General features: G+C 61.6%; 20 protein-coding genes and 1 pseudogene. 8 read left to right on the top strand and 13 right to left on the bottom strand.

Annotated features, from left to right (window positions below):
• Positions 1-115 precede the first annotated feature (115 nt).
• The 3 genes from ASD22_RS05120 to ASD22_RS05130 all read left to right on the top strand — a co-directional run bounded on the left by ASD22_RS05120 (position 116) and on the right by ASD22_RS05130 (position 3322).
• Positions 116-991: an SMP-30/gluconolactonase/LRE family protein gene (locus ASD22_RS05120; RefSeq protein ID WP_056079770.1), complete on the top strand. Its 876-nt coding sequence runs from the start codon at positions 116-118 to the stop codon at positions 989-991.
• 309 nt (positions 992-1300) lie between these two features.
• Complete coding sequence (locus ASD22_RS05125) at positions 1301-1750, top strand: lysozyme inhibitor LprI family protein (RefSeq protein ID WP_056079774.1); 450 nt, start codon at positions 1301-1303, stop codon at positions 1748-1750.
• A 24-nt stretch (positions 1751-1774) separates the two neighbouring features.
• Positions 1775-3322 carry a peptidoglycan-binding domain-containing protein gene (locus tag ASD22_RS05130; RefSeq protein ID WP_162245061.1) on the top strand — a complete coding sequence of 516 codons (1548 nt, stop codon included), beginning with the start codon at positions 1775-1777 and terminating at the stop codon, positions 3320-3322.
• A 182-nt stretch (positions 3323-3504) separates the two neighbouring features.
• Here ASD22_RS05130 and ASD22_RS05135 read toward each other — a convergent pair whose 3' ends face one another.
• From ASD22_RS05135 to ASD22_RS05150, 5 genes are all read right to left on the bottom strand, one after another.
• Entirely contained in the window at positions 3505-4347 is an 843-nt protein-coding gene (locus ASD22_RS05135) for a glycoside hydrolase family 11 protein (protein ID WP_056079780.1), read from the bottom strand.
• Between the two features lie 362 nt (positions 4348-4709).
• Positions 4710-5000, bottom strand: a complete 291-nt coding sequence (locus tag ASD22_RS05140; RefSeq protein ID WP_056079783.1) for a HigA family addiction module antitoxin — start codon at positions 4998-5000, stop codon at positions 4710-4712.
• A gap of 14 nt (positions 5001-5014) precedes the next feature.
• Positions 5015-5296: a type II toxin-antitoxin system RelE/ParE family toxin gene (locus ASD22_RS05145; RefSeq protein ID WP_056079787.1), complete on the bottom strand. Its 282-nt coding sequence runs from the start codon at positions 5294-5296 to the stop codon at positions 5015-5017.
• Between the two features lie 39 nt (positions 5297-5335).
• Positions 5336-5662, bottom strand: coding sequence for a transposase (locus tag ASD22_RS17125; protein WP_343123423.1), 327 nt, complete (start codon positions 5660-5662; stop codon positions 5336-5338).
• Between the two features lie 672 nt (positions 5663-6334).
• Positions 6335-6589, bottom strand: coding sequence for a hypothetical protein (locus ASD22_RS05150; protein ID WP_156458948.1), 255 nt, complete (start codon positions 6587-6589; stop codon positions 6335-6337).
• A gap of 194 nt (positions 6590-6783) precedes the next feature.
• On the opposite strand from ASD22_RS05150, the gene ASD22_RS05155 reads away from it, so the two are divergent.
• Positions 6784-7800 (top strand): alpha/beta hydrolase, encoded by a 1017-nt coding sequence (locus ASD22_RS05155; RefSeq protein ID WP_235577579.1) that lies wholly within the window; start codon positions 6784-6786, stop codon positions 7798-7800.
• A gap of 232 nt (positions 7801-8032) precedes the next feature.
• On the opposite strand, the gene ASD22_RS05160 is transcribed toward ASD22_RS05155, so the two are convergent.
• Positions 8033-8950, bottom strand: coding sequence for an NADP-dependent oxidoreductase (locus tag ASD22_RS05160; RefSeq protein ID WP_056079794.1), 918 nt, complete (start codon positions 8948-8950; stop codon positions 8033-8035).
• Positions 8951-9155: 205 nt separating this feature from the next.
• Between ASD22_RS05160 and ASD22_RS05165 the strand changes: the two genes are divergently transcribed.
• Positions 9156-9854 carry a transposase gene (locus tag ASD22_RS05165; RefSeq protein ID WP_056079797.1) on the top strand — a complete coding sequence of 233 codons (699 nt, stop codon included), beginning with the start codon at positions 9156-9158 and terminating at the stop codon, positions 9852-9854.
• A gap of 57 nt (positions 9855-9911) precedes the next feature.
• Here the strand turns inward: ASD22_RS05165 and ASD22_RS05170 are convergent, their stop codons facing one another.
• From ASD22_RS05170 to ASD22_RS05185, 7 genes and pseudogenes are all read right to left on the bottom strand, one after another.
• Positions 9912-10148, bottom strand: a complete 237-nt coding sequence (locus tag ASD22_RS05170) for a hypothetical protein (RefSeq protein WP_056079802.1) — start codon at positions 10146-10148, stop codon at positions 9912-9914.
• Between the two features lie 28 nt (positions 10149-10176).
• Positions 10177-10416, bottom strand: a pseudogene (locus ASD22_RS16645) (hypothetical protein); the annotation flags it as partial.
• 347 nt (positions 10417-10763) lie between these two features.
• Positions 10764-11879 (bottom strand): hypothetical protein, encoded by a 1116-nt coding sequence (locus tag ASD22_RS16650; protein ID WP_156458950.1) that lies wholly within the window; start codon positions 11877-11879, stop codon positions 10764-10766.
• Between the two features lie 9 nt (positions 11880-11888).
• The gene (locus ASD22_RS16325; RefSeq protein ID WP_200946318.1) at positions 11889-13061 is read right to left on the bottom strand and encodes a hypothetical protein; all 1173 of its coding nucleotides are present in this window, start codon (positions 13059-13061) and stop codon (positions 11889-11891) included.
• Positions 13062-13126: 65 nt separating this feature from the next.
• The gene (locus tag ASD22_RS05175) at positions 13127-16768 is read right to left on the bottom strand and encodes a methylmalonyl-CoA mutase family protein (protein WP_056079804.1); all 3642 of its coding nucleotides are present in this window, start codon (positions 16766-16768) and stop codon (positions 13127-13129) included.
• A 104-nt stretch (positions 16769-16872) separates the two neighbouring features.
• Positions 16873-17799, bottom strand: coding sequence for an alpha/beta hydrolase (locus ASD22_RS05180; RefSeq protein ID WP_056079807.1), 927 nt, complete (start codon positions 17797-17799; stop codon positions 16873-16875).
• A gap of 10 nt (positions 17800-17809) precedes the next feature.
• On the bottom strand, positions 17810-18412 hold the full coding sequence (locus ASD22_RS05185) for a TetR/AcrR family transcriptional regulator (protein ID WP_056079809.1): 603 nt from the start codon (positions 18410-18412) through the stop codon (positions 17810-17812).
• Positions 18413-18515: 103 nt separating this feature from the next.
• Here ASD22_RS05185 and ASD22_RS05190 point away from each other — a divergent pair, with 103 nt between their 5' ends.
• The 3 genes from ASD22_RS05190 to yccS all read left to right on the top strand — a co-directional run bounded on the left by ASD22_RS05190 (position 18516) and on the right by yccS (position 22887).
• Positions 18516-19313 (top strand): M48 family metallopeptidase, encoded by a 798-nt coding sequence (locus ASD22_RS05190; protein WP_056079812.1) that lies wholly within the window; start codon positions 18516-18518, stop codon positions 19311-19313.
• 193 nt (positions 19314-19506) lie between these two features.
• Entirely contained in the window at positions 19507-20610 is a 1104-nt protein-coding gene (locus tag ASD22_RS05195; RefSeq protein WP_007081959.1) for a Glu/Leu/Phe/Val dehydrogenase dimerization domain-containing protein, read from the top strand.
• A 132-nt stretch (positions 20611-20742) separates the two neighbouring features.
• Complete coding sequence (gene yccS, locus ASD22_RS05200) at positions 20743-22887, top strand: YccS family putative transporter (protein ID WP_056079815.1); 2145 nt, start codon at positions 20743-20745, stop codon at positions 22885-22887.
• Positions 22888-23173: the final 286 nt, after the last annotated feature.

Here is a 23173-nt window from a genome sequence, read left to right on the forward strand (position 1 = left end):
TTAACTTACACGGTCCCGGCTTCAGTACATTACCCTGGATAGTTGAGCCACGAGGCGAAGCCAAGGCCGCCGCCACTCCTCCTTCCTCTTCACGACAACGACAAAGGACACGCCCATGATCCGCGCCGTTTGCTTCGCCCTCGCCATCCTCGCCGCCGCTTCAGCGTCCAACGCCGCGGAGATCGTCATCCACGACACCAAGTCGCAGCCCGAGAGCATGGCCGTGGGACCGGACGGCACCCTGTACGTCGGCAGCGCCAGTACGCCCTACGTCTATACGGTGAAGAAAGGCACCACGACGGCAACACGCTTCATCGATGCCAGCGCCGCCGGCCCCGGCACTTTCTTTTTCGGCGTACTGGCCGATGCGGCAACCGACACCTTGTGGACCTGCCAGCTGACGCCCGTGGCGGGCGCCACCCCGGTGCGCCGCAGCACCGCCCTGCGCGGCTTTGATCTGAAATCCGGCGCACCCAAGCTGAGCTGGACCCTGCCAGGCGACAACTCCACCTGCAACGATTTCGCCGTGGGGCCGGACAAGGCGCTCTACATCACCGACACCGCCAACCAGAAGATCTACCGCCTCGCGCCAGGCGCCCAGGTCCCGCAGCTCTATCTCGACCACCGCAGCCTGCTCGGCATCGACGGCATCGCCTTCCTCGGCGGCACGCTGTACGTCAACAACGTCTTCTTCAACAAGCTCTACCGCGTGCCCGTGGGCGCCGACGGCAAGCCGGGCACACCCGTCGACATCTGGATGGATGCCCCGGTCCACGGGCCGGACGGCATGCGCGCCGCCAACGGCAAGCTGTTCGTCGCCGCCAACGGCAGCGGCGAGATCAGCAGCCTGACGATCGACGGCGACACCGCCCACGTCACCGTCATCAAGGACGGGCTGAAAACCCCAACCGGCGTCGAACCGGCCGGCGATACCTTGTGGTTCACCGAGCGCGCGACGGGCAAGGTCTGGTCCGTGCCGATGCCGGAATAAGAAGGGTCCGTAAAGGCGAAAACGGCGATCGGAACCGACCCGCACATACTTGCGCGCGAAACCCCACTTTTCGTCATTCCCGCAAAAGCGGGAGGAGCTTTTCAACAGACGAATGTCTGGTCATCCATTGCCTTCGGCATTTTGCCAGGTGCCGATGGCGCTGGATCCTCGCTTGACCAGCCCTTCGGCTGTTGAAAGCGCCTCGCGAAGATGACGATCTCCAGCAAGTACCGTTCGGATCCGACACTGCTGGTTCGATGATAGGCTCCAGACCTTGGAAGTCAGGACCATACGGACAGGAACCCCAGCATGAAGACATTCAGGCCGCTCGCTATCGCACTCACCCTCAGCCTCGTGGCTCAAGCCGCCGCCGCGATGGGTATGGAAAGTAGAAGCCAAAGCATCAAGAGCCACGCTCCGCCAGGGATCACCGATGAGTTTTACGCTTGTGTCGACCGGGCCGATTCAGACGCCAACGCGGCAGCCAACTGCCTGACGGAAGAACGGACTCGCCAGGATGGCCGCCTCAACGCGAAGTACAAGGCGCTTCTGGGAAAACTGAGCCCGAAAGCCAAGGACGAACTGATCAACGCCGAGCGCGCCTGGCTGAAGTTCCAGGAGAAGAACGGCGAGCTGGAGAGCTCTGTCTACGGCAGCGAGGCGGTCGCCAATCTCCAAGTGACGCAGAACGAGATCTTCCGCATCTGCGAACGCGCCAACGCGCTGGACGACTACCTGTTTATGGCGAACCTGCAGTAATCCCCTTCTTCAAGGATGAAGACCATGCCCCACCTCGATACCCATGACCTCGATGCCATGACCGGCGCCACCTATTTTGTCGTGGGCCGCGGAACGGAAGGGGGACCAGCTTCCTATCGCTTGAGCATCGCCGGCGTTACCGCGGGGACATCCGACCCGAACTGGGGCCACGCAGACCGCGTCAAGGCGAATAGCGGCTACACCATCGGCACAATCCAGGTCGATCTCGGCCAACGCGGGACCTGGGCATTGGGCGCGACCGATGGCACCGCACTGAAACCGGGTGAAACGCCGTACGTGGACGCGATCATCGATCAAGCCTCCGGGTACGCCGAAGCGCATGGCCTCTCTTTCACCAGCGACCGAGCGCACTTGCGAGCCGACCTGTTGAGCCATGGCAATGGAAAGAACCACCGAGACACACTTGCCTTCATCGACACTGATACCCGCGACAGCATCAATGCATGGGCGTCATCCGAGGAAGGAGAGAAGTGGATCCACAAGAACATCGACTATCCGCAGGTAAAGCATGCGACGCAAACCGCGATCGATATGCTCGACAAGTACGGCACCCATATTGCGGAAGATCATCGTCTGGAGACGGCAGCCATCCTGGCGAAGACCGCAAACCAGATGCCGGCAGCGCTGAAAATATTCGAAAAGGTGCTGAAAGACGGCGGTGACTACGCCGACGTTCTTTCGTCCACCAACGACCTCCATCGAAGACTTGACTGGTATGACGGCCCCAAAGCCGCCGCAATCGCCAAGCAATACAAGCTCGCCTGCGAAGACCCTGCGGTGGCAGCGGCCATCGACCGGGCACACACAAAAGTGGGCGACGCCGACTTCAACCCTTCAACATCCGCCAATGATCCGGATATCGAACAAGCATTGAATGCCATCGGCCAGCGTCATCGCAGCCACCTTGCACTGTTGCATCAAGGCTCACGCGGCAAAGATGTCACGTCGCTCCAGACCGACCTGGCAAGACTTGGATACACCGATACACACGGCCGCGCACTGAAGCCCGATGGTGATTTCGGAACAGCCACCCGTTATGCGGTCGAGACGTTCCAGCGAAACCATGGCCTGGAGCCGGACGGCAAAGTGGGACACGACACCAGAGAAGCCCTCAAGCACGCTACTCTCCAGCAATCCGCCCTCACAACGATGACTCTCGACAGTCCCCAGCACCCCGGGTTTTCGCTGTTCCAACAGGCTTTCAACGGCGTAGGCCAGCTCGACCAAGCGCAGGGTCGCCCCACGGACTTGCTCAGCTATAACCTCTCCGGCGCACTGGCGCTCTCGGCGCAGAAGGAGGGGTTGCAACGAATCGACCGAGTGATCCTCAGCGAAGATTCCTCCAGCGCGTTCGCCGTGCAGGAAAACGCAGGCTCCTTGTTGCGGAGGTTCGCCTTTGTCGATGTGGTTGGCGGCATCAATACACCGCTCGCGCAGAGCAGCGCGGACTGGTCGTTGATCCAGACGCCTGCGACACAGAACGCGCAGGAACCAGCACCGCTATCGCAGTCAGCGGATGTGCGGGTGGCGCAGCCACCCTTGCAACGATGAACGAAAGGAGCCGGGGATGGTGAGGTGTCGGTGACGGAACCGATCATCATCGCCAGGGATCTTCCCACCGTCCCCGTGTCCCCATACTGGCCATTGAACGCGCCTACGAAAAGTATCCGCAAGCCTGACGAGGGCAGGTCCACTTCTTCACCGAATCAAGTGAACCTGCCCTCGGTTATGGGTTACTTGCCCGCGTCCCAGACCCGACCCTCCACGGTGCCGCCCTTGTCGACCATGAACACCTCGACCGCAAACACCTGGTAGGTGGGGTCGTCGCTGGCGTCGAAGTTGTCCAGGTTCGGGAGCTTCCAGCCGTTGGCTTCCCAGGCCTTTACGTGGTCGGCAAAGATGATCTTGTGGTCAACCCCGAGCGGCTGCTGCTCCTTGGGCCGGCTCCAGTACTGGTAGAACGTGGCGGTGTTGTTGATCGAGGGCTTTTCCTTGCGGAGGGTGCGGTAGGTGGTGTACTCCACGCCGTCGCTGACGAAGGAAACGCCCTTCTCACCGCCCTGCCCCGGCGTACGCACGCCGCGCTGGACAACGTAGTACTCCACCAGGTGGGCCGGGTCGGTCGGGTCCATGTCCTTGTTGTAGCCCCAGCCATACAGGGTCACGTAGCTGGCGCCCGAATCCTTGTCGAGGTGGTAGCCGATCACGCGGTTGCGGTCGCCATGATCCCAGCCCGCACCACCGACATAGTTGTAGTCGCCACCTACCCAGTCGATGGTGAAGTTGCCTTGCTCATCCAGCTTGAACGAGGCCGCGCCACCATCCTTCCAGTGGGTAAAAAACAGATCGCCCACGTGGCCGGTCGCATGGCTCTGCGTGAGCAGCGTCTCGCCACTGAAGCGCTGGGTATACGCCTTGAACTTGGTGATTGGCGGCTTGGCCTGCGCCGCAGCGGACGGCTGGGGCCGGGACTGCGGCTGCGCCGCATCAGCCACACGCGCCGGGTGCGAGCCGCAACCGGCGATGCCCAGGATCAGGGCAGAAGTCAGGAGGGCTTTGGTGAGGTGACAGGTCATGAGGTGCCGTGCTGAATCAGGGGATGACCCTAGAGCATGGCCTGTCGGTGGCGTTTAGCCAAGGGTGTGGGGTGAAGCAGATTGCGCCTGACAATTTTCGAAGACAACGCACCACGCACCGAAGCAAGACTACCGACGCCTCTCACGTGCCGTTGCGCGGATGGCCGTAGCGGCCAGCGCGCGACGCGTTCGAAAGCGGCAAGTGAACCTGGCTCCGTTTCGGACGCCTCTTCACGCGTAGCGTCGGGCGGTTCACTGGGCGAGAGAACCCAGAAGCTGCGGCGACCGTCCGCGATTCACAGTCGGCGGGACAGCCGTCCAATGTCAGAAAAGTGCGCTCTGGCTCGCGCTTTTTGTCCAAATCACGCCGCGATTCGTTCGATATGTTGGACCGCCTTGCCCAGCAAACGATGCGCCTCCTCCAAATCAAAGTCTGCCTGCAGGCCCAGCCAGAACCGCTCGCTCGTGCCCAAGGCGGCCGCCAGGCGCACGGCGGTATCTGCCGTGACACCGCGCTTGCCGAGCACGATCTCATTGATACGCCGCGGCGGCACGCCAGCAGCGCGCGCCAGTGCGTTCTGGCTGATACCCATCGGAGTCAGGAACTCCTCGAGTAGCACTTCACCGGGATGGATGTTGGGCAGGCTCTTCATGGTCAAGTCGCTCGTTAGTGGTAATCGACGATTTCCACGTCGTGGGCGTCGCCGTCGATCCACCGAAAACAGACGCGCCATTGATCATTGATCCGGATGCTGTGCTGGCCGTTCCGACTACCTTTGAGGGCCTCGAGCCGATTGGCTGGAGGAATGCGCAGGTCATCGAGCCTGGACGCGTTGCCGAGCATGCGCAGCTTGCGGCGCGCGACGGGCTGGATATCCGCAGGCAGCCGCCGAGATGGCGTACCGCACCAGATCTTTTCCGCTTCCCTGTCGGCAAAATTCCTGATCACGGAACAAACATAACGTTTTCCGTCATATGACGCAAGTCGTCATGGCTGGACAACCGCGAACGCGGATGGGAAGCGAAAGCACGGGAGCATGAATGCGGAAGTCTGTGGGAAGCATCGAGAAAACCTGGCGTCGGGCAACTTAACTTCCCCAGTTGTCAGTCCATCCGGTGTCAGCAACAAGTGCACGTGATTGCTCATCAACACATATGCATGCAGCCGGCAACCGAATCGCCCCAGCGCCTGCCGCAAGCATTGCAGGTAGCGCTGGCGATCGAGATCATCCAGAAAGCACGGCAACCGATTATTGCCCCGCCGCACCACATGCTGCGCAATGCTGGGAAGATCAAAGCGAGGTTGTCGAGCCATGCCTGCAGCATCGCCGCTCCACCAGCCGACCGCTGTCAACTAAAACCGCCCCACCCATCGTCCAAGCCACCCACCCGACATCAGGCATTGTCCCTGACATCTTTTTTCTGACACCCTTTTTTCACCCTTTCTGTTTTCTCAGCATATGAGACAGAGACGGAGCACGGTGACGCACGCGTGATAGGCGCAATGACCAGAGGAACAGGAAGATGACGAGCTACTACGTCAACCAAAATGCTCAAACCAACGGTGACCATGAAGTGCACACCGCTACATGCGTCTACCAACGCAGCCACATGCAGTATTTAGGCGAATTTCCCACATGCGAAGGCGCTGTACGAGCAGCGAAACAGCATTATCCTCAATCGAACGGCTGCTACACCTGCTCGAAGCCGTGTCATACGACTTGAAGACACTTGGCTGATTCGGATCGAGCCTTTAGCAGATGTCGGTGCCAGGGACGATTCGTACGTCCTGAGCCCCCTAAGCACCCAACAACTGTCCCCGGCACCTTTTTCCCCAGTGAGCTTGCGCCGTCTTGGTCGGCCGAGGCGCCGGAACAGTGGGCACGAGGGAATTTAATTTCCTCCGTCCCGGTGTCGTTGGTCCAGCTACCACCACAACGCGCTGGGGCAGCACACACCACTCATCACCCCGCACGAGCAATACACGCTACTGGCCAGCACACCCGCCGGGCGCCAAGCCGCCTACTACGCGTTGGTGCATGAACACCTGGAAGAACAATTCCTCGACGAAATCCGACAGCACACCCAACAACAGCGCGCATGGGGAAGCGAACGCTTTCGGCAGCAGATCGAGGCCAAAGTCAGATTGAGGTAGTCCGGTTTTGGCGCAACCTTGACCGCGCTGCGGGAAGAACGGGATCGCCAGCAGTTCAAACACGACGAGCGCGCTCGTCATGACCATTTAACTTCCTCCGTCCCGGTTTTCGTGGCCGAGCCTTCGCGGGAGACGTTCGCCAGTCCACTTCCGGTTGCCGCCTGATCGGGTCGCCGAGGCTGACACCTTCTTGCTGAACTTTTTGCGCCGCCTCAAGTCGATGAAGACGCCCTGCCCGCGCCTCGGTCCGGGCCATCGACGGGAGACATTCCTTGAACAGGATGCATCTGAAAGCGGGCGGTGCCCTTTTACTGGCCATGATGCTCGGTCAGGCCAGGGCCACCGAAGCCAGCCACGCCCCCGCGTCGCAGCGCATGCCGGACAGCTATGCGCATGCGGCAAAGCTGATCGACCTGGGCGATGGCCGCCATCTCAACCTGCGCTGCTCGGGCAGCGGACCGCAGACCGTCTTGCTGGAGGCTGGCGCAGCCGCCGATTCCTCCACGTGGTTCAAGGTGCAGCCGCTCCTGGCCGCCCACGCGCGCGTCTGCGCGTACGACCGGGCCGGCTTCGGCTTCAGCAGCGAGGGGCCGATGCCGCGAGATCTCGACGCCGACGTGTCGGATCTGCACGCCCTGATCCAGCGTGCCGGCCTCTCGACCCCACTGGTGATGGTGGGGCATTCGCTGGGTAGCAACATCGTTCGGCAGTACGCAAGCCGCTATCCGGCGGACGTGGGCGCGATGATCCTGCTCGATCCGCCCGCGCAGGACATCGGCCGGTTTGCCCCCGCATGGCAGAAGGACGAGGACACCCTCTCGGTACAGCGGTTCGCGTTTCTTCGCCACTGCGAGGTCGCCGCCGAAAAGCACGAACTGACATCCACCCATAAGGAACTGCGCCAGTGTCTCGGCGAGCCCCATCCGCACGCCAGCGCCAAGCTCAACGCGGTGAACCTGGCCCTGATGTCGAAGCCGGCGTACTGGCACACCGTGCTGTCGGTACTCCAGGCCAATATCGAGGTGTTCAAGCAGCCCGTGTCGAAACAGGAAACGCATGGCTCGATACCCCTGATCGTGCTGTCCGCCGCCAACACTTATGCCGATGCGCTGCCGCGTGACCGCAAGGGACTGGAAGAAGCCCGGGCTCACACGCAGGCGCAGATCGTCGCCACATCCTCCCGCGGCACGCTGGTACACGTTCCGGACAGCTCACATGACATTCAGATCGATCAGCCGAGCGCGGTGGTCAAGGCGGTCAGGCAAGCGCTGGGGATGACGCAGCGCGCAGCGAGGTAACGCTGCCCTACCAACAATGGTTGGACACAGGCATTGCACTTGGGGATCTGTAGCGCCTGCGTGCGTATGCCAGCCAGGAACGCGCCCTTGGTGACGAACGCTTCCAGCGCATGGTGGAAGCCGCCCTCGGATGCCCTGCCGTGTACCGCCCGCGTGGGCGGTCACCGCGGGCAAGCATCCAGGAAGACATTTAATTAGCCACGCCCCTTTACTCCCAACCCGGCCTCGTTCTTCACGGACGAACGCGAATGATCGTCTTCCCGCTGATCCGTCGGGTCGGGTTGAAAGCAGCGACGGCATCGTCGAGGGTGGCGATGTTGCCGATGTTCGTCCGCAATCTGCCGTCCCGTACGCGCTGGACGATCTCGCCCAGTTGGGCGCGGTTGGACTCGACCACGAAGTCGACCGCCAGGCCATCGACGGGCCGCGTTTCGGCCGGCGCGACGATGGTCACCAGCGTTCCGCCGGCTCGAATCAGGCCTGCGGATCGCTTCTGGATGTCGCCGCCGATGACATCGAACACCAGATCGACCTTGCCGACGTCTTCCAGCGTGTCGTTGTCGAGGTCGACGAACTCCTGCGCGCCGAAGTCGAGCACCTTCTGACGGTCGGCGGCGCGCCCGGTGCCGATGACATAGGCACCCGCTTCACGCGCGAGCTGCGTCACCATCGATCCGACCGCACCGGCCGCGCCGTGCGCGATGACGCTCTGCCCAGCCCGAAGACGGCCGTGCTCGAACAGTCCCTGCCATGCCGTCAGGCCCGAGATCGGCAGGCTCGCGCCCACCGTGAAGTCGACGTCGCCCGGCAGCGGCGCGAGGTTGCGCGCCTCGATCGCCACATACTCCGCCAGGGTGCCGTCGCGATACCAGTCCGCGAGGCCGAATACCCGCTGCCCCACCGATAGCCCGGCCGTGCCGTAGCCCAGCGCAGTGATCACTCCAGCTAACTCGTGCCCGGGAATCGTCGGCGTCCTGCTGCGGTCGAGTCGATCGGTCCAGGTCGAGGGCCACGTCAGCTCGGTTCCGACGAATCCCGACGCATGAATCTGCACGACGACATCGTTTATTGCGGCCTGCGGCTCGGGGCGCTCCACCAGCTTCATCCCGGCCGTTCCCGCGGCCTCGTCGGTTACCACGATCGCCTTCATTGTCATTGTCTCCTCGGTGATTTGTCCGCTGGGTGGACATGTCGTCGAAATGGAAAGGTCATTGGTTATTCGATGAAAAATGCAGGAAAACCGGGGTCAGGAAAACCGGGGTCAGAGTGCACTTCTGACGGAGGTTCGCGGAATGGCCCGACAGACGGGACCCGCAGCACTGGGAAACTGGAGCCATCCCAGCACGGACGCCGCGATGCCCCGCCAGCCACGACTCGATCTTGCCTGCATTCCCCAACACGTCGTCCAACGCGGCAATGATCGCCAGCCTTGTTTCTTTACCGACGTAGACCGTGTGCGCTACCTGCAAGACTTGCGCGAGATCTCGATGCGCGAGGGCTGCAACGTCCACGCGTATGTGCTCATGACCAATCACGTACATCTCTTGATGACGCCCGCCGCCAGTGGCCAGATTGCGCGCGTGATGCAATCCCTAGGGCGACGTTACGTGCGCTACATCAACGATCGATACCGGCGCACCGGCACCTTGTGGGAAGGTCGCTACAAGTCGTCACTGGTAGATCGGGAAACCTACTTGCTCCACTGCTATCGCTACATCGAACTCAACCCGGTCCGCGCTCGCATGACCGCCGACCCGCTCGACTATGCCTGGTCAAGCCACGCACACAATGCTTTCGGCCACGACGACCCTTTGATTCATCCCCACCCCGTCTATCTGGCGCTGGGACGAACCGACGAGGAGCGATACAACGCATACCGCACCCTCACCATGGAAAACCTGTCCCAAGATCACCTCGACGCCATACGCGCGCATCTTCAACGACAGCACGCGCTGGGCTCAGACCGCTTCCGCAGCGCTATCGAAACGCAGCTGTCACGCCGCGCAGGACCGGCAAAAATCGGACGTCCGCGCAAAGTGCCTCAAGGAGAATAAGCCCTGAAAAGTGCACTCTGATCCCTGTTTTTGCCTCCTGTTTTTAGACCCCCATTTTTATCCTCGCGTAGGAACCAACCTGTCGTACGGGGGAAGGTTGCTGCTGGCCATCTCTTCGGCTTCATAGGCAAGGCGCAGGGTGGCGGCGGCCCGCATGTAGCCCATCAGGAGATCCTCCTGATCACTGACGTCGTCGTCCTCGCCCGCCTGGTCGATCTCTGTTTCCAAGGAGTGGATCTGCATTTGCACCGCCTGCACGGCCATCAGCAGGGTCTGCCCGTCAATATCAGCCATGGTTTTCGCTCATCGTTGGAGTATGGAATCAAGCGCGCTGTACCGCTCGGGCTATGGCGTTTCGTGCAAGGTTGTCCAGCGCACCTTTGAATGCGTCGATACGGAGGGATTTGGCCGCGCATTCAATCTGGTAATGATTTGCCTTGAGGCGCGGGTTGTAGCCGGTCTCGCGGACGACCAATGATGCTGGAATGACCGTACCCTCGGGAATTTCGAAGCAAAGCCAGCTCTTGCCCTTGAATACACTTTTCACGTCGAACAGCGAGGTGCCGCCCGAAACTGGGGTCGGTCGAAACTGGGGTCAGAGTCGACTTTTACACCAACGTCGCCCATTTAAAGTGCACTCTGATCCCTGTTTCGGCGAGCCTCCATCGCGACCTTAAAAGCGGCCTCCTCCCTTCCCTTAAAGCGCGCTACATACTCGCTCTGGCCTATAACCGTATACGACCTCCTCTCCTGGACAAAGAGCGTCTTCAAATCGCCTAGGAAACCCTTAATCGACATATACGCCCCAAGTGCTTACTGATACGTCCAAAATTGACCACCGCTTACAGCAAAGCCAGCACCCGCGCATCGGGAAAGTGCACTCTGACCCGGGTTTTCTTCTATCGAATTTTACGGTCCATTTTGTTCTACTGGGGACCTGAACGACCCAAGAATGTGCGGTATTGCTGAGAAAAACAGATGATTAATACGATTTAGATCATCGAGATTATGATCAGGAAACGAACGGTAGTTATGAAACACCAGATTCCTCAGTGGGTAAAGCGATTTGGCGAGCGTCTCGCCCTCTTTGATGCCCAGTGAGGAATTCAGATAACGACAACTTCTGATTAGATCAGAGATGGGGGGCGCCGGATTGCAGTACTTATCAACCACTGCATTTATTCGTTGCTTCTCTGAGAGGCATTCCGCGAGGTCATCCATCGCCTCTTTGACCTTCGAAACCGCACCATTCGCCTGATTTATCTTGACGACGATTGCCTTTTGCTCATTCGAAAAGACTTTTTCCATTAACAGTTCAACAACCTGATAGAGATAAAAAAACTGCAAAACCGGATTACTGAATGCGTGCGCAGCGTAGGTAAGAAGTGCAGCAACCAGTTTATCGTTCGCGAACTCCGCCGAGCTATGAATGAGTTTGAGTCTCTTACCTTTTGGACGAACGAAGGGGACCAGGACGTGCCCACCTTTTGATTGCCGGTTATCCAAAACACCAACCGACGACAGGTATGGATACAAGCGACCCAAATCGAAAACCGCCCCTCCGGCAAGGACCTTTCTTGAAATAACCAATAAAACTGTGGACTCTGGCGCAAAAGAAGTGAGACGTAAGCCATTGCCGACAGACACAGAAGGTGTAGCGTCTGCGACATCCTGAGGAAACACATCGAAAAAATCCTCGATCGCAGCCCTTGCGTACCTGAGAAAGTGTTCGTCGTCCGCAAAATCGTGGAGATTCGACTCTAGCGAGAGAAGAGAAAAAAACCATCCGATACGACGATCACCATCTTCGCTCGACACATAAATTTGATATATGTCACTCTCTCGGATTTCCCCAGAAAAGAGGACGTAAACATCGTAACCATCGGGGTCTAGATCGTAGGTTAAGGACAAAGGACAGAGCAGCGGGGAACTAACACCTTCGCCCTGCAACTCATAAGAGCCATCGCCCAGTCGCGCCAACTGACTCTCACTGCGTTCACCATCAATATTCAAGAATAGAGGCATGGTGCCGCCTCACATGTTCTGACCTTGATATTTCCTTAATGCAGATCTTGCACATGCCAGGGCATCTCGATATCCATCGCTTTCGGAGTTGAAGAGATCACGGAAGAAATAGCTAAAGAAGCTTCGCTGTGCGTTACCGATTTTTTTTGTATTATCTTTAAGCCAATTCAGTGAGTTATTTATCTCTTCTAACACTTCAATTGGTGAATCCATCTCGAGATCTCGGATTTGAATAATTACATCATCAAAGGAACGTACTGCTTCGACGTCAATGAGGCGACCAATTGCAGCCCCGAACCCTGAGAATGCCTGTGGCTTCTTAAAAACTTGAAGCATATTTCTACCGAACGGAGACGGATTGACTTCCAAGTAATCCTCCCCAAGTTCAGCTCCAGCTGCCAGCCCGTTAACTCTTGCAACGAAATATGACAAGGCCTCGACGTACTTTTCGAATAGTTCTGTGTTCTGGTTTTCCTTGGACAATTTTTCGAGGCTGTTTATGTTCTCAAGAATGTCTGACTTTTCAATCGGCAACTCATCTCTGTCAAGGTAAGAATTAAAACCCTCTACGACATCCTTAAAGTTGAACTGCCGCTCACCCACCGCCACTCGACCATCAGCCTCTCTGATTAGCTCCACACCATCAGGCCTAGCACCCAAGTAATCGAGATAGAGGATCTCAATTTGCTGCCTTAATGACATGGGTGTCTGCCCTGTATTCAGGGTTAACATCCTATATAGAATTCCTAGTCGATTAATTCCAAAATAGACCTCTACTCGAATTTTTGAACCTAAAACTTCTCGCAAGACAGCGTCGTCGTTGGAATTTTCTAAATCAGAGAGAAGATCGAGAATTGTATACGTTCTCTGAAGCCCATCGAGAATGACTAGATGATCCGAGTTAACGGTCAAAAGATTTTCAAAGCCCGCATGATCTGTGGCTGCCAAACCCTCAATCTCTGTGGTCACCGCCAAAACAATAGGCGGAATCACACACTGCCGCTGCAGATCGCTGCGAAGCAGCGAATAGACAGTTTTCGATGATCTAACGCGCTTCCGCTGGAATTCATTCTTCCTAAGAACGTCACGCGTCAACTCTCGATACCGCTCTATCGAAACCTCAAAGAGGACGTTATAGGCATTAATTCGAAGATCTTTTAGTACGGAAACTGCCTTAATCATTAGAACCCCTCATCCGCAATACCCATTCAGGAGGCATTAGCTGTTTTAATGGCCGTGATGCCGCCTTACATGTTCCGCCGGTATTCGCCACCCACCTCGTAGAGCGCATGGCTAATCTGCCCCAACGAGTTGTACTTCACCGCCTCCATCAACCGCTCAAACACATTCCCCCGCTCCCGCGCCGTGTCCTGCAGCGACCGCAAGCTCCCCGGCACCAGCGCATTCCGCGCGTCACCATACATCTTCACATGCGCAATCTGCGCCCCCTTCTCCTCAGGGGTCGATCGAATCAACTCGATCTCGGTAGCAATCTCCCCGCCATGGTCCTTCGGCAGGAACGTATTCACGCCAATCAACGGCAACGAGCCATCGTGCTTCTTGTGCTCGTAATACATCGACTCTTCCTGGATTTTGCCGCGCTGGTACATGGTATCCATCGCGCCAAGCACGCCGCCCCGCTCGCTGATCGCCTCGAACTCCTTGTACACCGCTTCCTCGACCAGGTCGGTCAGGGTGTCGACCACGTAGCTGCCCTGCCACGGGTTCTCGTTGAAGTTGAGCCCCAGCTCCTTGTTGATGATCATCTGGATCGCCACCGCACGGCGCACGCTTTCCTCGGTCGGCGTGGTGATCGCCTCATCGTAGGCATTGGTATGCAGCGAGTTGCAGTTGTCGAACAGCGCGTACATCGCCTGCAGCGTGGTGCGGATGTCGTTGAACTGGATTTCCTGCGCGTGCAGCGAGCGGCCTGAAGTCTGGATGTGGTACTTCATCATCTGGCTGCGGCTGCTGGCGCCGTAGCGCTCGCGCATGGCGCGGGCCCAGATGCGGCGGGCGACGCGGCCGATGACGGTGTATTCCGGGTCCATGCCGTTGGAGAAGAAGAAGCTGAGGTTGGGCGCGAAGTCGTCCACCTTCATGCCGCGGGCGAGGTAGTACTCGACGATGGTGAAGCCGTTGCTCAAGGTGAAGGCGAGCTGGCTGATCGGGTTGGCGCCGGCTTCGGCGATGTGATAACCGCTGATGCTCACCGAGTAGAAGTTGCGCACCTTGTGGTCGACGAAGTACTGCTGGATGTCGCCCATCATGCGCAGCGCGAATTCGGTGGAGAAGATGCAGGTGTTCTGCGCCTGGTCTTCCTTCAGGATGTCGGCCTGCACGGTGCCGCGCACCTGGGTCAGCGTTTCGGTCTTGATGCGCGCATAGGTTTCGGCATCGACCAGTTCGTCGCCGGCGACGCCGAGCAGGCCGAGGCCAAGGCCGTCGTTGCCCTTGGGCAGGTCGCCCAGGTATTGCGGGCGCTGGCGGCCTTCGTAGAGCTTGGCGATCTTCTTTTCCGCGGCGGCCCAGCGGGCGTCGTCCTCGCGCAGGTATTTCTCCACGTTCTGGTCGATGGCGGTGTTCATGAACATCGCCAGGATCATCGGCGCGGGGCCGTTGATGGTCATCGACACCGAGGTACTGGGCGCGCTCAAGTCGAAGCCGGAGTACAGCTTCTTCATGTCGTCGAGCGTGGCGATGTTGACGCCGGAGTTGCCGATCTTGCCGTAGATGTCCGGGCGCGGCGCCGGGTCTTCGCCGTACAGGGTGACCGAGTCGAACGCGGTGGACAGGCGCGTGGCGGCGCCGCCCTGGCTGAGGTAATGGAAGCGGCGGTTGGTGCGCTCGGGCGTGCCTTCGCCGGCGAACATGCGGGTGGGGTCTTCGCCGCTGCGGCGGTACGGGTAGACGCCGCCGGTGTACGGGTAGTGGCCCGGCAGGTTCTCCTTGCCGAGGAAGGTGAGGAGTTCGCCCCAGTCCTTGGATTTGGGTGGGGAGACTTTGGGGATTTTCTGGTGGCTGAGGGATTCGCGGTAGTTGTCGACGCGGATGACCTGGTCGCGGACCTTGTATTCGTTGACGTCGGCGGTGACGGAGGCGTAGAGCGCGGGCCATTCGCGGAGCTGGTGGATGGCTTCGTGGGTGAGTTCCTTCAGGGCGGCGTTGTAGCGTTGGCGCAGGGTTAGCAGGCTGCGATCGGGCTGGGGGGGCGCTTCGACTCCGCCCTGCGGGCTACGCTCAGCGTGATCGGTTTCAGGTTTGCGTGCAGTCTCCTCATCCGATCCTCCTGAGCGTAGGCGCGCGGCGCCGGAGTCGAAGGACGCGCGCAGGTCGGCGCTGCTGTACAGATCGAGCGGGCGCGGCAAAAGTGGATCGCCCAATTCCTTCAACGCCTCGTAATAATGCTGCGCCTTGCTGGCGAATTCGGCCTGGGTTTCGATGGCCTTGTTGATGGCGCGGCCCTGCTCGGCGATTTCGGCGAGGTAGCGGATGCGGGCGCCGGGGATGAGGACGGTGGCGCGGGGTTCTTTCAGGGTGGTGTCGAGCTGAGGCTGGAAATCGCAGCCCGCTTTTCCCATTCCCGATTCCCCATTCCCGATTCCCAACTTGTGCCGCAGCAGGCGGCACAAGTTCGCGAACATCCAGGTGACGCCGGGGTCGTTGAACTGGCTGGCGATGGTGGGATAGACGGGCACGTCCTCGTCTTTCACGGTGAACGCGGTGCGGTTGCGTTTCCATTGTTTGCGCACGTCGCGCAGGGCGTCTTCGGCGCCGCGCTTGTCGTATTTGTTCAGCACGATCAGCTCGGCGAAGTCGATCATGTCGATCTTCTCCAGCTGGCTGGCGGCGCCGTAGTCGCTGGTCATCACGTAGACGGGGAAATCGACCAGGTCGACGATTTCCGAATCGCTCTGGCCGATGCCGGCGGTCTCGACGATCACCAGGTCGTAGGGCTGGCTTTTCAGGAACGCGATGCAGTCGTGCAGCACCACGCTGGTGGCGGCGTGCTGGCGGCGGGTGGCCATCGAGCGCATGAACACGCGGTGGCTGCGCAGCGAGTTCATGCGGATGCGGTCACCCAGCAGCGCGCCACCGGAACGGCGACGTGTGGGATCGACGGCCAGCACGGCGATGCGCATGTGGGGGAACGCATGCAGGAAGCGCAGCAGCAGTTCGTCGACCACGGAGGATTTGCCGGCGCCGCCGGTGCCTGTGAGGCCGAGGACCGGCGTAGCCGGTCGGGAATCGGGAATCGGGAATGGGGAATCGGTAGAGCCGCTTGCCCACTCTTTGCGCAACTTGGTGAGTTCGGCATCGCTGAATACGCCGTCTTCGAGTGCGCTGAGCATGCGGCCGATGCTGATCTCGTCGTCGATGTCCGGCGCGTGCGCTTTTACCGATTCCCCATTCCCCATTCCCGATTCCCGCGCGCGCCCCGCGCGCGCCACCACATCCTCGATCATCTCCACCAGGCCCAGCTTCATGCCGTCATTGGGGTGATAGATGCGTTCGACGCCGTAGTCCTGCAGCTCGCGGATTTCCTCCGGGGTGATGGTGCCGCCACCGCCGCCGAAGACGCGGATGTGGCCGGCGCCACGCTCGAGCAGCATGTCGATCATGTACTTGAAGTACTCGACGTGGCCGCCCTGGTACGACGAGATGGCGATGGCGTCGGCGTCTTCCTGCAGGGCGGCGCGCACCACGTCTTCCACCGAGCGGTTGTGGCCCAGGTGGATCACTTCGGCGCCTTGCGACTGGATGATCCGCCGCATGATGTTGATGGCCGCGTCGTGGCCGTCGAACAGGCTGGCGGCGGTGACGAAGCGCAGTGGCGTGGTTTCTGCCGGCTGGGTGCCAGGGGGGACGTGCTTGGCGGGGGAACTCATGGCAACTCCGGACTCGAAAGCTTGCGTGGTCCGGTCGATTCTAGTCGCGCGGTGCGTTTTCGATTGTCGCGATGCAATAAACGTGCGTTCGAAAAAGCCCTGATTTACAGGCTCAGCGAGAGATCCGGGCTGCCGACGACGTGTGTGCCGACGGGTTCGCCGCGAATGAAAGCCAGCACGGCGGCCATCACCTCGGGCGCAACCAGCACGCGACGATGCCCCAGCCCCTGCGTGGTGAGCATACGGGCGCCGGGCCAGTGCTGGGCGTAACGCTCGCCTTCGGCCCACGGCACGTCGCCGTCGTCCAGATCATGCACGATCAGGCAGGGCTGGCCGTAGTCGCGCACGCGGCGTGCAACCTGCAGATCATCCACGTCGATACCGGTGCGTTGCCGATGCCAGGCGAAGAACGGTTTGCGCAGGTGTTCGCCGAGTCGCACGAAACGGAAGAAGCGGCCCGCCGCCGCGTGCATGTCGGCGGCGGGCGCCACCAGGATGCATTTTTCGGCATGCCACTGCTCATCCTGCGCGAACGCCAGCGCGGCGCCGCCCAGAGAGTGGGCAATGGCCAGGGCGGCGGTGCCGTAGTGGCGACCCACGGCGCGCACGGTGTCAGCGAACTCGGGCAGCGTGCACAGCGTGCCACTGCTGTGGCCGTGACCGGGCTGGTCGAAGGTGATCACGGCAAATCCCATCGCCCGCAATGCGGCCACCCACGGCAGAAAACGCAGACCGAAGCTGGACCAGCCGTGCACCAGCAGCGCGTACGGTTGCGTGGCGGGGTCGCCCCAGACATAGGTGGCGATGGTTTCGCCGTTGACCTGCAACTGGCCGCGCTGCATGTCGTCGCCTGCCTGCGCCGCCTGTGCGCGACGGCGGCTGCTGGCGAACGGCGTGGCAAACAGGCGCGCGGCGCGGTTCACCGTGTGCGTGGGCGCAAGCCGCCCGCCCAGTACAAACGCGGCACGCACGGCGCCCAGCTTGAGGCGGGCGGAAAATCCGGGGCGATCCATCACGGTTCGGGTTGGCATGGGCGGGATCTCAGGCTTGCCAGCTGCGCCACAGGCGCTCGAAGGCGCGCTCGGCGTGGCGTTTGGCTTGATCAAAACCGAATAGCCCGCCGTCGTGGTGCAGGCCGAGCATCAGCGCGTAGATTTCGAAGGCGAGCAGTTCGGCGTCGGTGTCGGCGCGCAGGTGGCCTTCATCCACCGCCTGCCCGATCGCCTTGCACAGTTCGTGGCGCCAGCCGGCCATCTGCGCCACCACGCTGTCGTGCAGGGGGCCGCTGCGGCCGTCGTATTCGCTGGCCGATGACAGAAGCACGCAACCGCTCTGGAATTGGCGACCCCAGTCGAACCAGTTGGCCACGATCGCCCGCAGCCGCGGCAGGCCGCGTGGCCGCTTCAGCGCGGGTGCCAGCACCGTGGCCATGAAGCGCTGGCCGCCGGCGTCGAGCACCGCCAGCTGCAACTCCTCGCGCGAGCCGAAATGCGCGAACACGCCGCTCTTGGACATGCCCACGTCGGCGGCCAGGCTGCCGATGGACAGGCCTTCCAGCCCGCCGTTGCAGGCCAGCGCGTAGGCGTGGTCGAGTATGGTTTCGCGCGTGGCGGCGCGTTTTCCGGTGGTGATTGGGGTGCTCATGACATGATAAATAGCACGATCGTTCGTTCTTTTCAATGGAACAACCACGCGGCAGTGATGTGTTGTCCGTATGCTGGCGGTCACACGTCCAAGGAGGAGCACCATGAAATACCGTCACCTGCTGGCGCCGCTGGCCACCGTGCTGCTGAGCGCCTGTGTCACCTCGCCCACCGGTCGCTCGCAATTGATGATGGTGTCCGATACGCAGATGAACCAGATGGGGCTGACTGCGTTCAACGACATGCGCAAGCAGGGCAAGTTTGTCGACGCGCCGCGCGAGCGCGCCTACGCCACCTGCGTGTCGAAAGCGCTGATCTCGGTGCTGCCGCCGCCGTGGAACACGCAGCAGTGGGAAGTGCAGATCGTGGATGACGACACGGCCAACGCGTTCGCCCTGCCCGGCGGCCGCATCGGCGTGAACAAGGGCATGTTCAAGCTCGCCAACAACCAGGATCAGCTGGCGGTGGTGCTGGGCCACGAGCTGTCGCACGTGGTGGCGCGTCATGGCGCCGAACGCGTTTCCGACAACATGGCCACGCAGGCGGCGGTGGCGGCGGGCACCGCGTATGCCGGCACGCGCGGCACCAACACCGGCTATGTTGCCGCGGCGCTGGGCCTGGGCGCGCAGGTGGGCATCCTGTTGCCGTTCTCGCGCACGCAGGAAAGCGAGGCCGATACGCTGGGCCAGCGCTACATGGCCAAGGCCGGTTTCGACCCGCGCGCGGCGGTGACGCTGTGGCAGAAAATGGGCGCGCAAGGCGGCAGCAAGCCGCCGGCGTTTCTCTCCACCCACCCTTCCACCGGCAACCGGGCGCAGGCGCTGAACCAGCAGGCGCAGCAGTTGATGCCGGTGTACGAGAACGCGCGCAAGAGCGGCCACGCACCAAATTGCCGCATGTAACTGGCGGCCCCGCGTTTGCTGCGTCGCGGAACTACCTTCACGGACGAAGTATTAGACTCCGCGCCAGTTTCATCGCCCCGGCCTCGGTCGGGGCGATCAGTTTCAGGGTTTTCTGTTTCCGGGGCGGTGGTGGTTGCATCGCCCCAGTCTGTAGATGCCGTCTGGCACCGTAATCCATGGAGTCACCGTTCCAATGATTTTTGAAACCATCGCCAACACGGGTCACGAAGAAGTCGTTTTTTGCCACAACAAGGACGCCGGCCTGAAGGCCATCATCGCGATCCACAACACGGTGCTGGGCCCTGCGCTCGGCGGTTTGCGCATGTGGCCGTACAAGACCGAGCAGGAGGCGGTGAACGACGTGCTGCGGTTGTCGCGCGGCATGACGTTCAAGAACGCGGTGGCCGGCCTGAACCTGGGCGGCGGCAAGGCGGTGATCATCGGTGATCCCAGCAAGGACAAGTCGGAGGCGCTGTTCCGCGCGTTCGGCCGTTTCGTCAACTCGCTCAACGGCCGCTACATCACCGCCGAGGACGTGGGCATCGACGTCAACGACATGGAGTACGTGTTCCGCGAAACCGATTACGTGACCGGCGTGCACCAGGTGCATGGCGGCTCGGGCGACCCGTCGCCGTTCACCGCCTACGGCTCGCTGCAGGGCGTGATGGCCTCGCTGCAGGCGAAGTACGGCAACGAGGACGTGGGCAAGTACAGCTATGCCGTGCAGGGCTGTGGCCACGTGGGCGGCGAGTTCATCAAGCTGCTGCGCGAACAGGGTGCCAAGGTGTTCGTCACCGACATCAACAAGGAAGCGGTGCAGCGCTGCGTCGACGAGCTGGGCTGCGAGGCGGTGGGCCTGGACGAGATCTATGACGTCGACGCCGACGTCTATTCGCCCTGCGCGCTGGGCGGCACCGTCAACGAGCAGACCATCGACCGCATCAAGGCGAAGATCATCTGCGGCCCGGCCAACAACCAGCTGGCCACCGACGAGATCGGCGATGAACTGCAGAAGCGCGGCGTGCTGTACGCGCCGGATTACGCGGTGAACGCCGGCGGCGTGATGAACGTGTCGCTGGAAATCGACGGCTACAACCGCGAGCGCGCGATGCGCATGATGCGCACGATCTATTACAACCTGGGGCGCATCTTCGAGATTTCGAAGACCGAGAACATCCCCACCTATCGCGCCGCCGACCGCCTGGCCGAAGAACGCATCAACGCGATCGGCAAGATCAAGCTGGCGCACATGGGTAACGGCGGGACGCGCTTCCAGGGGCGGATGCGGGGGCAGTAAGCCCGACCCGCATGTAGGAGCGACTTCAGTCGCGATGCTCTTGCCTTGGACTCTGCAGCAAGAGCATCGCGACTGAAGTCGCTCCTACAGGAAGAGCATCACGGGCGCGGGTTCGCACCGTATGCTTGACGCATGACGCAAACGTCCACTCTCTCCAGCTACTGGTTTCGCCTGCTCGGCTACGACCGCTTTGCCGAATGCGTGCGCGTGCTGCTGGCGCTGGGCGGCATCGTGGCCTATGGGCTGGTCAGTGGCCAGCTGGCCGCGATCATCCCGATCCTGCTGGGCGCGATCGCCTGCGCGCTGGCGGAAACGGAAGACCAGTGGCGCAATCGCCTGATCACCCTGCTGGTGACGCTGGCCTGTTTCTCGGTGGCCGCGGTAGCGGTGGAATGGCTGTTGCCGCATCCGGTGGCGTTCGCGATCGGCCTGTGGTTGTCGACCGTGCTGCTGGTGATGCTGGGCGCGTTGAGCGGGCGCTACAGCACGATCGCCGGCGCCACGCTGATCCTGGCGGTGTACACGATGCTCGCCTCGGACCTCGCCGGCGGTGCGCCGGAGGGCGGCTTGTTGCTGGAGCCGGCGCGGATGCTGGCCGGTGCCGCCTGGTACGGCGTGCTGTCGCTGCTGTGGAGCGCCCTCTCGCCGCAGCAGGCGGTGCGGCACGCGCTGGCCCGGTTGTTTCGCGCGCTGGCCGATCAACTGGACGGCAAGGCGGCGCTGTTCCTGCCCTTGCGCGGGCGCGATGACCAGGCGCTGCAACTGGCCCTGGCGCGGCGCAACGAGAACGTGGTGGCAGCACTCAACGACACCCGCCTGATGCTGATCGACCGCATCGGCAGCCGCCGCGCACGCGGCACCACCGCGGTATTGCTGCAACGCTATTTCATGGCGCAGGACATCCACGAACGGATCAACTCCTCGCACTATCCCTACGACGCGCTGGCCAGGGCGTTCTTCCACAGCGACGTGCTGTTTCGCTGCGAGCACCTGCTGCGGTTGCAGGCCAGCCGCTGCCGCCAGCTTGCCGATGCGTTGCGCCGGCGCGGCAGGATCGGGCGCGACGACGATGTGGAGGCGGCGTTTGCCGACGTGCGCACCTCGCTCGAATCCCTGCGCGAGACGCCGCACGAACCGGCGCTGCTGCGCGCCGTCGATGGGCTGGCCAGCAACCTGGCCGCCATCCACGACCTGCTCGATGGCAGGGTGCTGCTGGACAGGCACATGGAATCGACGCTGCAGGACCCGGCGCCGCAATCCCTCGCCGACGCCTGGGCGCGCATCCGCGCCCAGTTCAGCCCCCGCGCGCCGCGGTTCCGCCACGCCATACGACTGGCCACCGCCCTGCTGGTGGGCGACGTGGTGATGCGGCTGGTACATCCGCAACATGGCTACTGGATCATGATGACCACGCTGTTCGTGTGTCAGCCGAGTTATCACGCCACCTGGCGCGTGCTGCTGCAACGCATGGGCGGCACCATCGCGGGGTTGGTGATCGGCTGGGCGGCGCTGCACTCGATCACGCCGCTATGGCAGTTGCCGCTGATCGCGTTGACCGGCGTGGCGTTTTTCGCAGCCCGCCATCGCCGCTACGGCGTGGCCACGGCGATGATCACGCTGTTCGTGGTGATGCTGGTGAACCAGGTGGGCGACGGCTACGCGGTGATGCTGCCGCGGTTGTTCGACACGCTGGCCGGCGCCGCGATTGCCGCGCTGGCGATCCACTTCATCCTGCCGGACTGGCAAGCGCGGCAACCGGGCCAGTTGCTGGCCGATACGCTGCACAGCGACGCCCGTTACCTGGCCAGGATCCTGCCGCAATACCGCAGCGGCAAACACGACGACCTCGACTACCGCATTGCCCGTCGCGACGCCCACAACGCCATCGCCGCGCTGAGCGGCCTGCTCGGCCAGATGTTGCGCGAGCCCGGCGGCAAGCACCGCCAAGATGATGTGCTGTTGCGATTCCTGACCGCCGCCCAGGTCCTGCTGGGCCACTTGTCCACCCTGGGCAGCCATCGGCAGATGCTGTCCGCCGATGCCGTCAACGCGGTCATCGAGCGGGGGGACCAGGCCGTGGCGGCCTTGCAGCGTGTGGCCGATGCGGTACTGGCATCCGAAAAACTCGCCATCGACCCGGCAGACATTGCGGCAGATGGTGCCGAACCTTCCCTCCCGAATGACGACGTGGCGACCCTGGTGTTGAACCAGTTGGCGCTGGTGCGCGGCCAATGCCGCAAGCTGGCCGAGCTGACCGCGGAATGGCAGCCGCGCTGAGCGGAAAATAGGTGATTCCCACCCGTCTGTCGGCCTGCCGATGGGCGCCGGAATACCCACGCATTGCGGCTGCGCCAAAGCCGCCATCCAGTGCCGAAAGGTGGCTGACGCCCGCCATGATTCTGGTACACTCCATCACGCGTTTTTGACGCGTAAACCCTTGCCTGAAAAGGGCAAGGGCCACGGGGGACCCGCATCGCGGGGGGGATCGGCCAGGCCGCTCCGCCAACATCGGAACCTCATTGGGGACAAGACACGGGGATGCCAGCGTCCCGGTGCGCGAAAG

This window comes from Rhodanobacter sp. Root480 (assembly GCF_001426645.1).
GTDB lineage: Bacteria > Pseudomonadota > Gammaproteobacteria > Xanthomonadales > Rhodanobacteraceae > Rhodanobacter > Rhodanobacter ginsenosidimutans.

Excerpts from the sequence above, each read along its gene's own strand:
- ASD22_RS05120 (WP_056079770.1), top strand. The coding sequence starts at position 116 with ATGATCCGCGCCGTTTGCTTCGCCCTCGCCATCCTCGCCGCCGCTTCA.
- ASD22_RS05125 (WP_056079774.1), top strand. The coding sequence starts at position 1,301 with ATGAAGACATTCAGGCCGCTCGCTATCGCACTCACCCTCAGCCTCGTG.
- ASD22_RS05130 (WP_162245061.1), top strand. The coding sequence starts at position 1,775 with ATGCCCCACCTCGATACCCATGACCTCGATGCCATGACCGGCGCCACC.
- ASD22_RS05135 (WP_056079780.1), bottom strand. The coding sequence starts at position 4,347 with ATGACCTGTCACCTCACCAAAGCCCTCCTGACTTCTGCCCTGATCCTG.
- ASD22_RS05140 (WP_056079783.1), bottom strand. The coding sequence starts at position 5,000 with ATGAAGAGCCTGCCCAACATCCATCCCGGTGAAGTGCTACTCGAGGAG.
- ASD22_RS17125 (WP_343123423.1), bottom strand. The coding sequence starts at position 5,662 with ATGGCTCGACAACCTCGCTTTGATCTTCCCAGCATTGCGCAGCATGTG.
- ASD22_RS05150 (WP_156458948.1), bottom strand. The coding sequence starts at position 6,589 with ATGGTCATGACGAGCGCGCTCGTCGTGTTTGAACTGCTGGCGATCCCG.
- ASD22_RS05155 (WP_235577579.1), top strand. The coding sequence starts at position 6,784 with ATGCATCTGAAAGCGGGCGGTGCCCTTTTACTGGCCATGATGCTCGGT.
- ASD22_RS05160 (WP_056079794.1), bottom strand. The coding sequence starts at position 8,950 with ATGAAGGCGATCGTGGTAACCGACGAGGCCGCGGGAACGGCCGGGATG.
- ASD22_RS05165 (WP_056079797.1), top strand. The coding sequence starts at position 9,156 with ATGCCCCGCCAGCCACGACTCGATCTTGCCTGCATTCCCCAACACGTC.
- ASD22_RS05170 (WP_056079802.1), bottom strand. The coding sequence starts at position 10,148 with ATGGCTGATATTGACGGGCAGACCCTGCTGATGGCCGTGCAGGCGGTG.
- ASD22_RS16650 (WP_156458950.1), bottom strand. The coding sequence starts at position 11,879 with ATGCCTCTATTCTTGAATATTGATGGTGAACGCAGTGAGAGTCAGTTG.
- ASD22_RS16325 (WP_200946318.1), bottom strand. The coding sequence starts at position 13,061 with ATGATTAAGGCAGTTTCCGTACTAAAAGATCTTCGAATTAATGCCTAT.
- ASD22_RS05175 (WP_056079804.1), bottom strand. The coding sequence starts at position 16,768 with ATGAGTTCCCCCGCCAAGCACGTCCCCCCTGGCACCCAGCCGGCAGAA.
- ASD22_RS05180 (WP_056079807.1), bottom strand. The coding sequence starts at position 17,799 with ATGCCAACCCGAACCGTGATGGATCGCCCCGGATTTTCCGCCCGCCTC.
- ASD22_RS05185 (WP_056079809.1), bottom strand. The coding sequence starts at position 18,412 with ATGAGCACCCCAATCACCACCGGAAAACGCGCCGCCACGCGCGAAACC.
- ASD22_RS05190 (WP_056079812.1), top strand. The coding sequence starts at position 18,516 with ATGAAATACCGTCACCTGCTGGCGCCGCTGGCCACCGTGCTGCTGAGC.
- ASD22_RS05195 (WP_007081959.1), top strand. The coding sequence starts at position 19,507 with ATGATTTTTGAAACCATCGCCAACACGGGTCACGAAGAAGTCGTTTTT.
- yccS (WP_056079815.1), top strand. The coding sequence starts at position 20,743 with ATGACGCAAACGTCCACTCTCTCCAGCTACTGGTTTCGCCTGCTCGGC.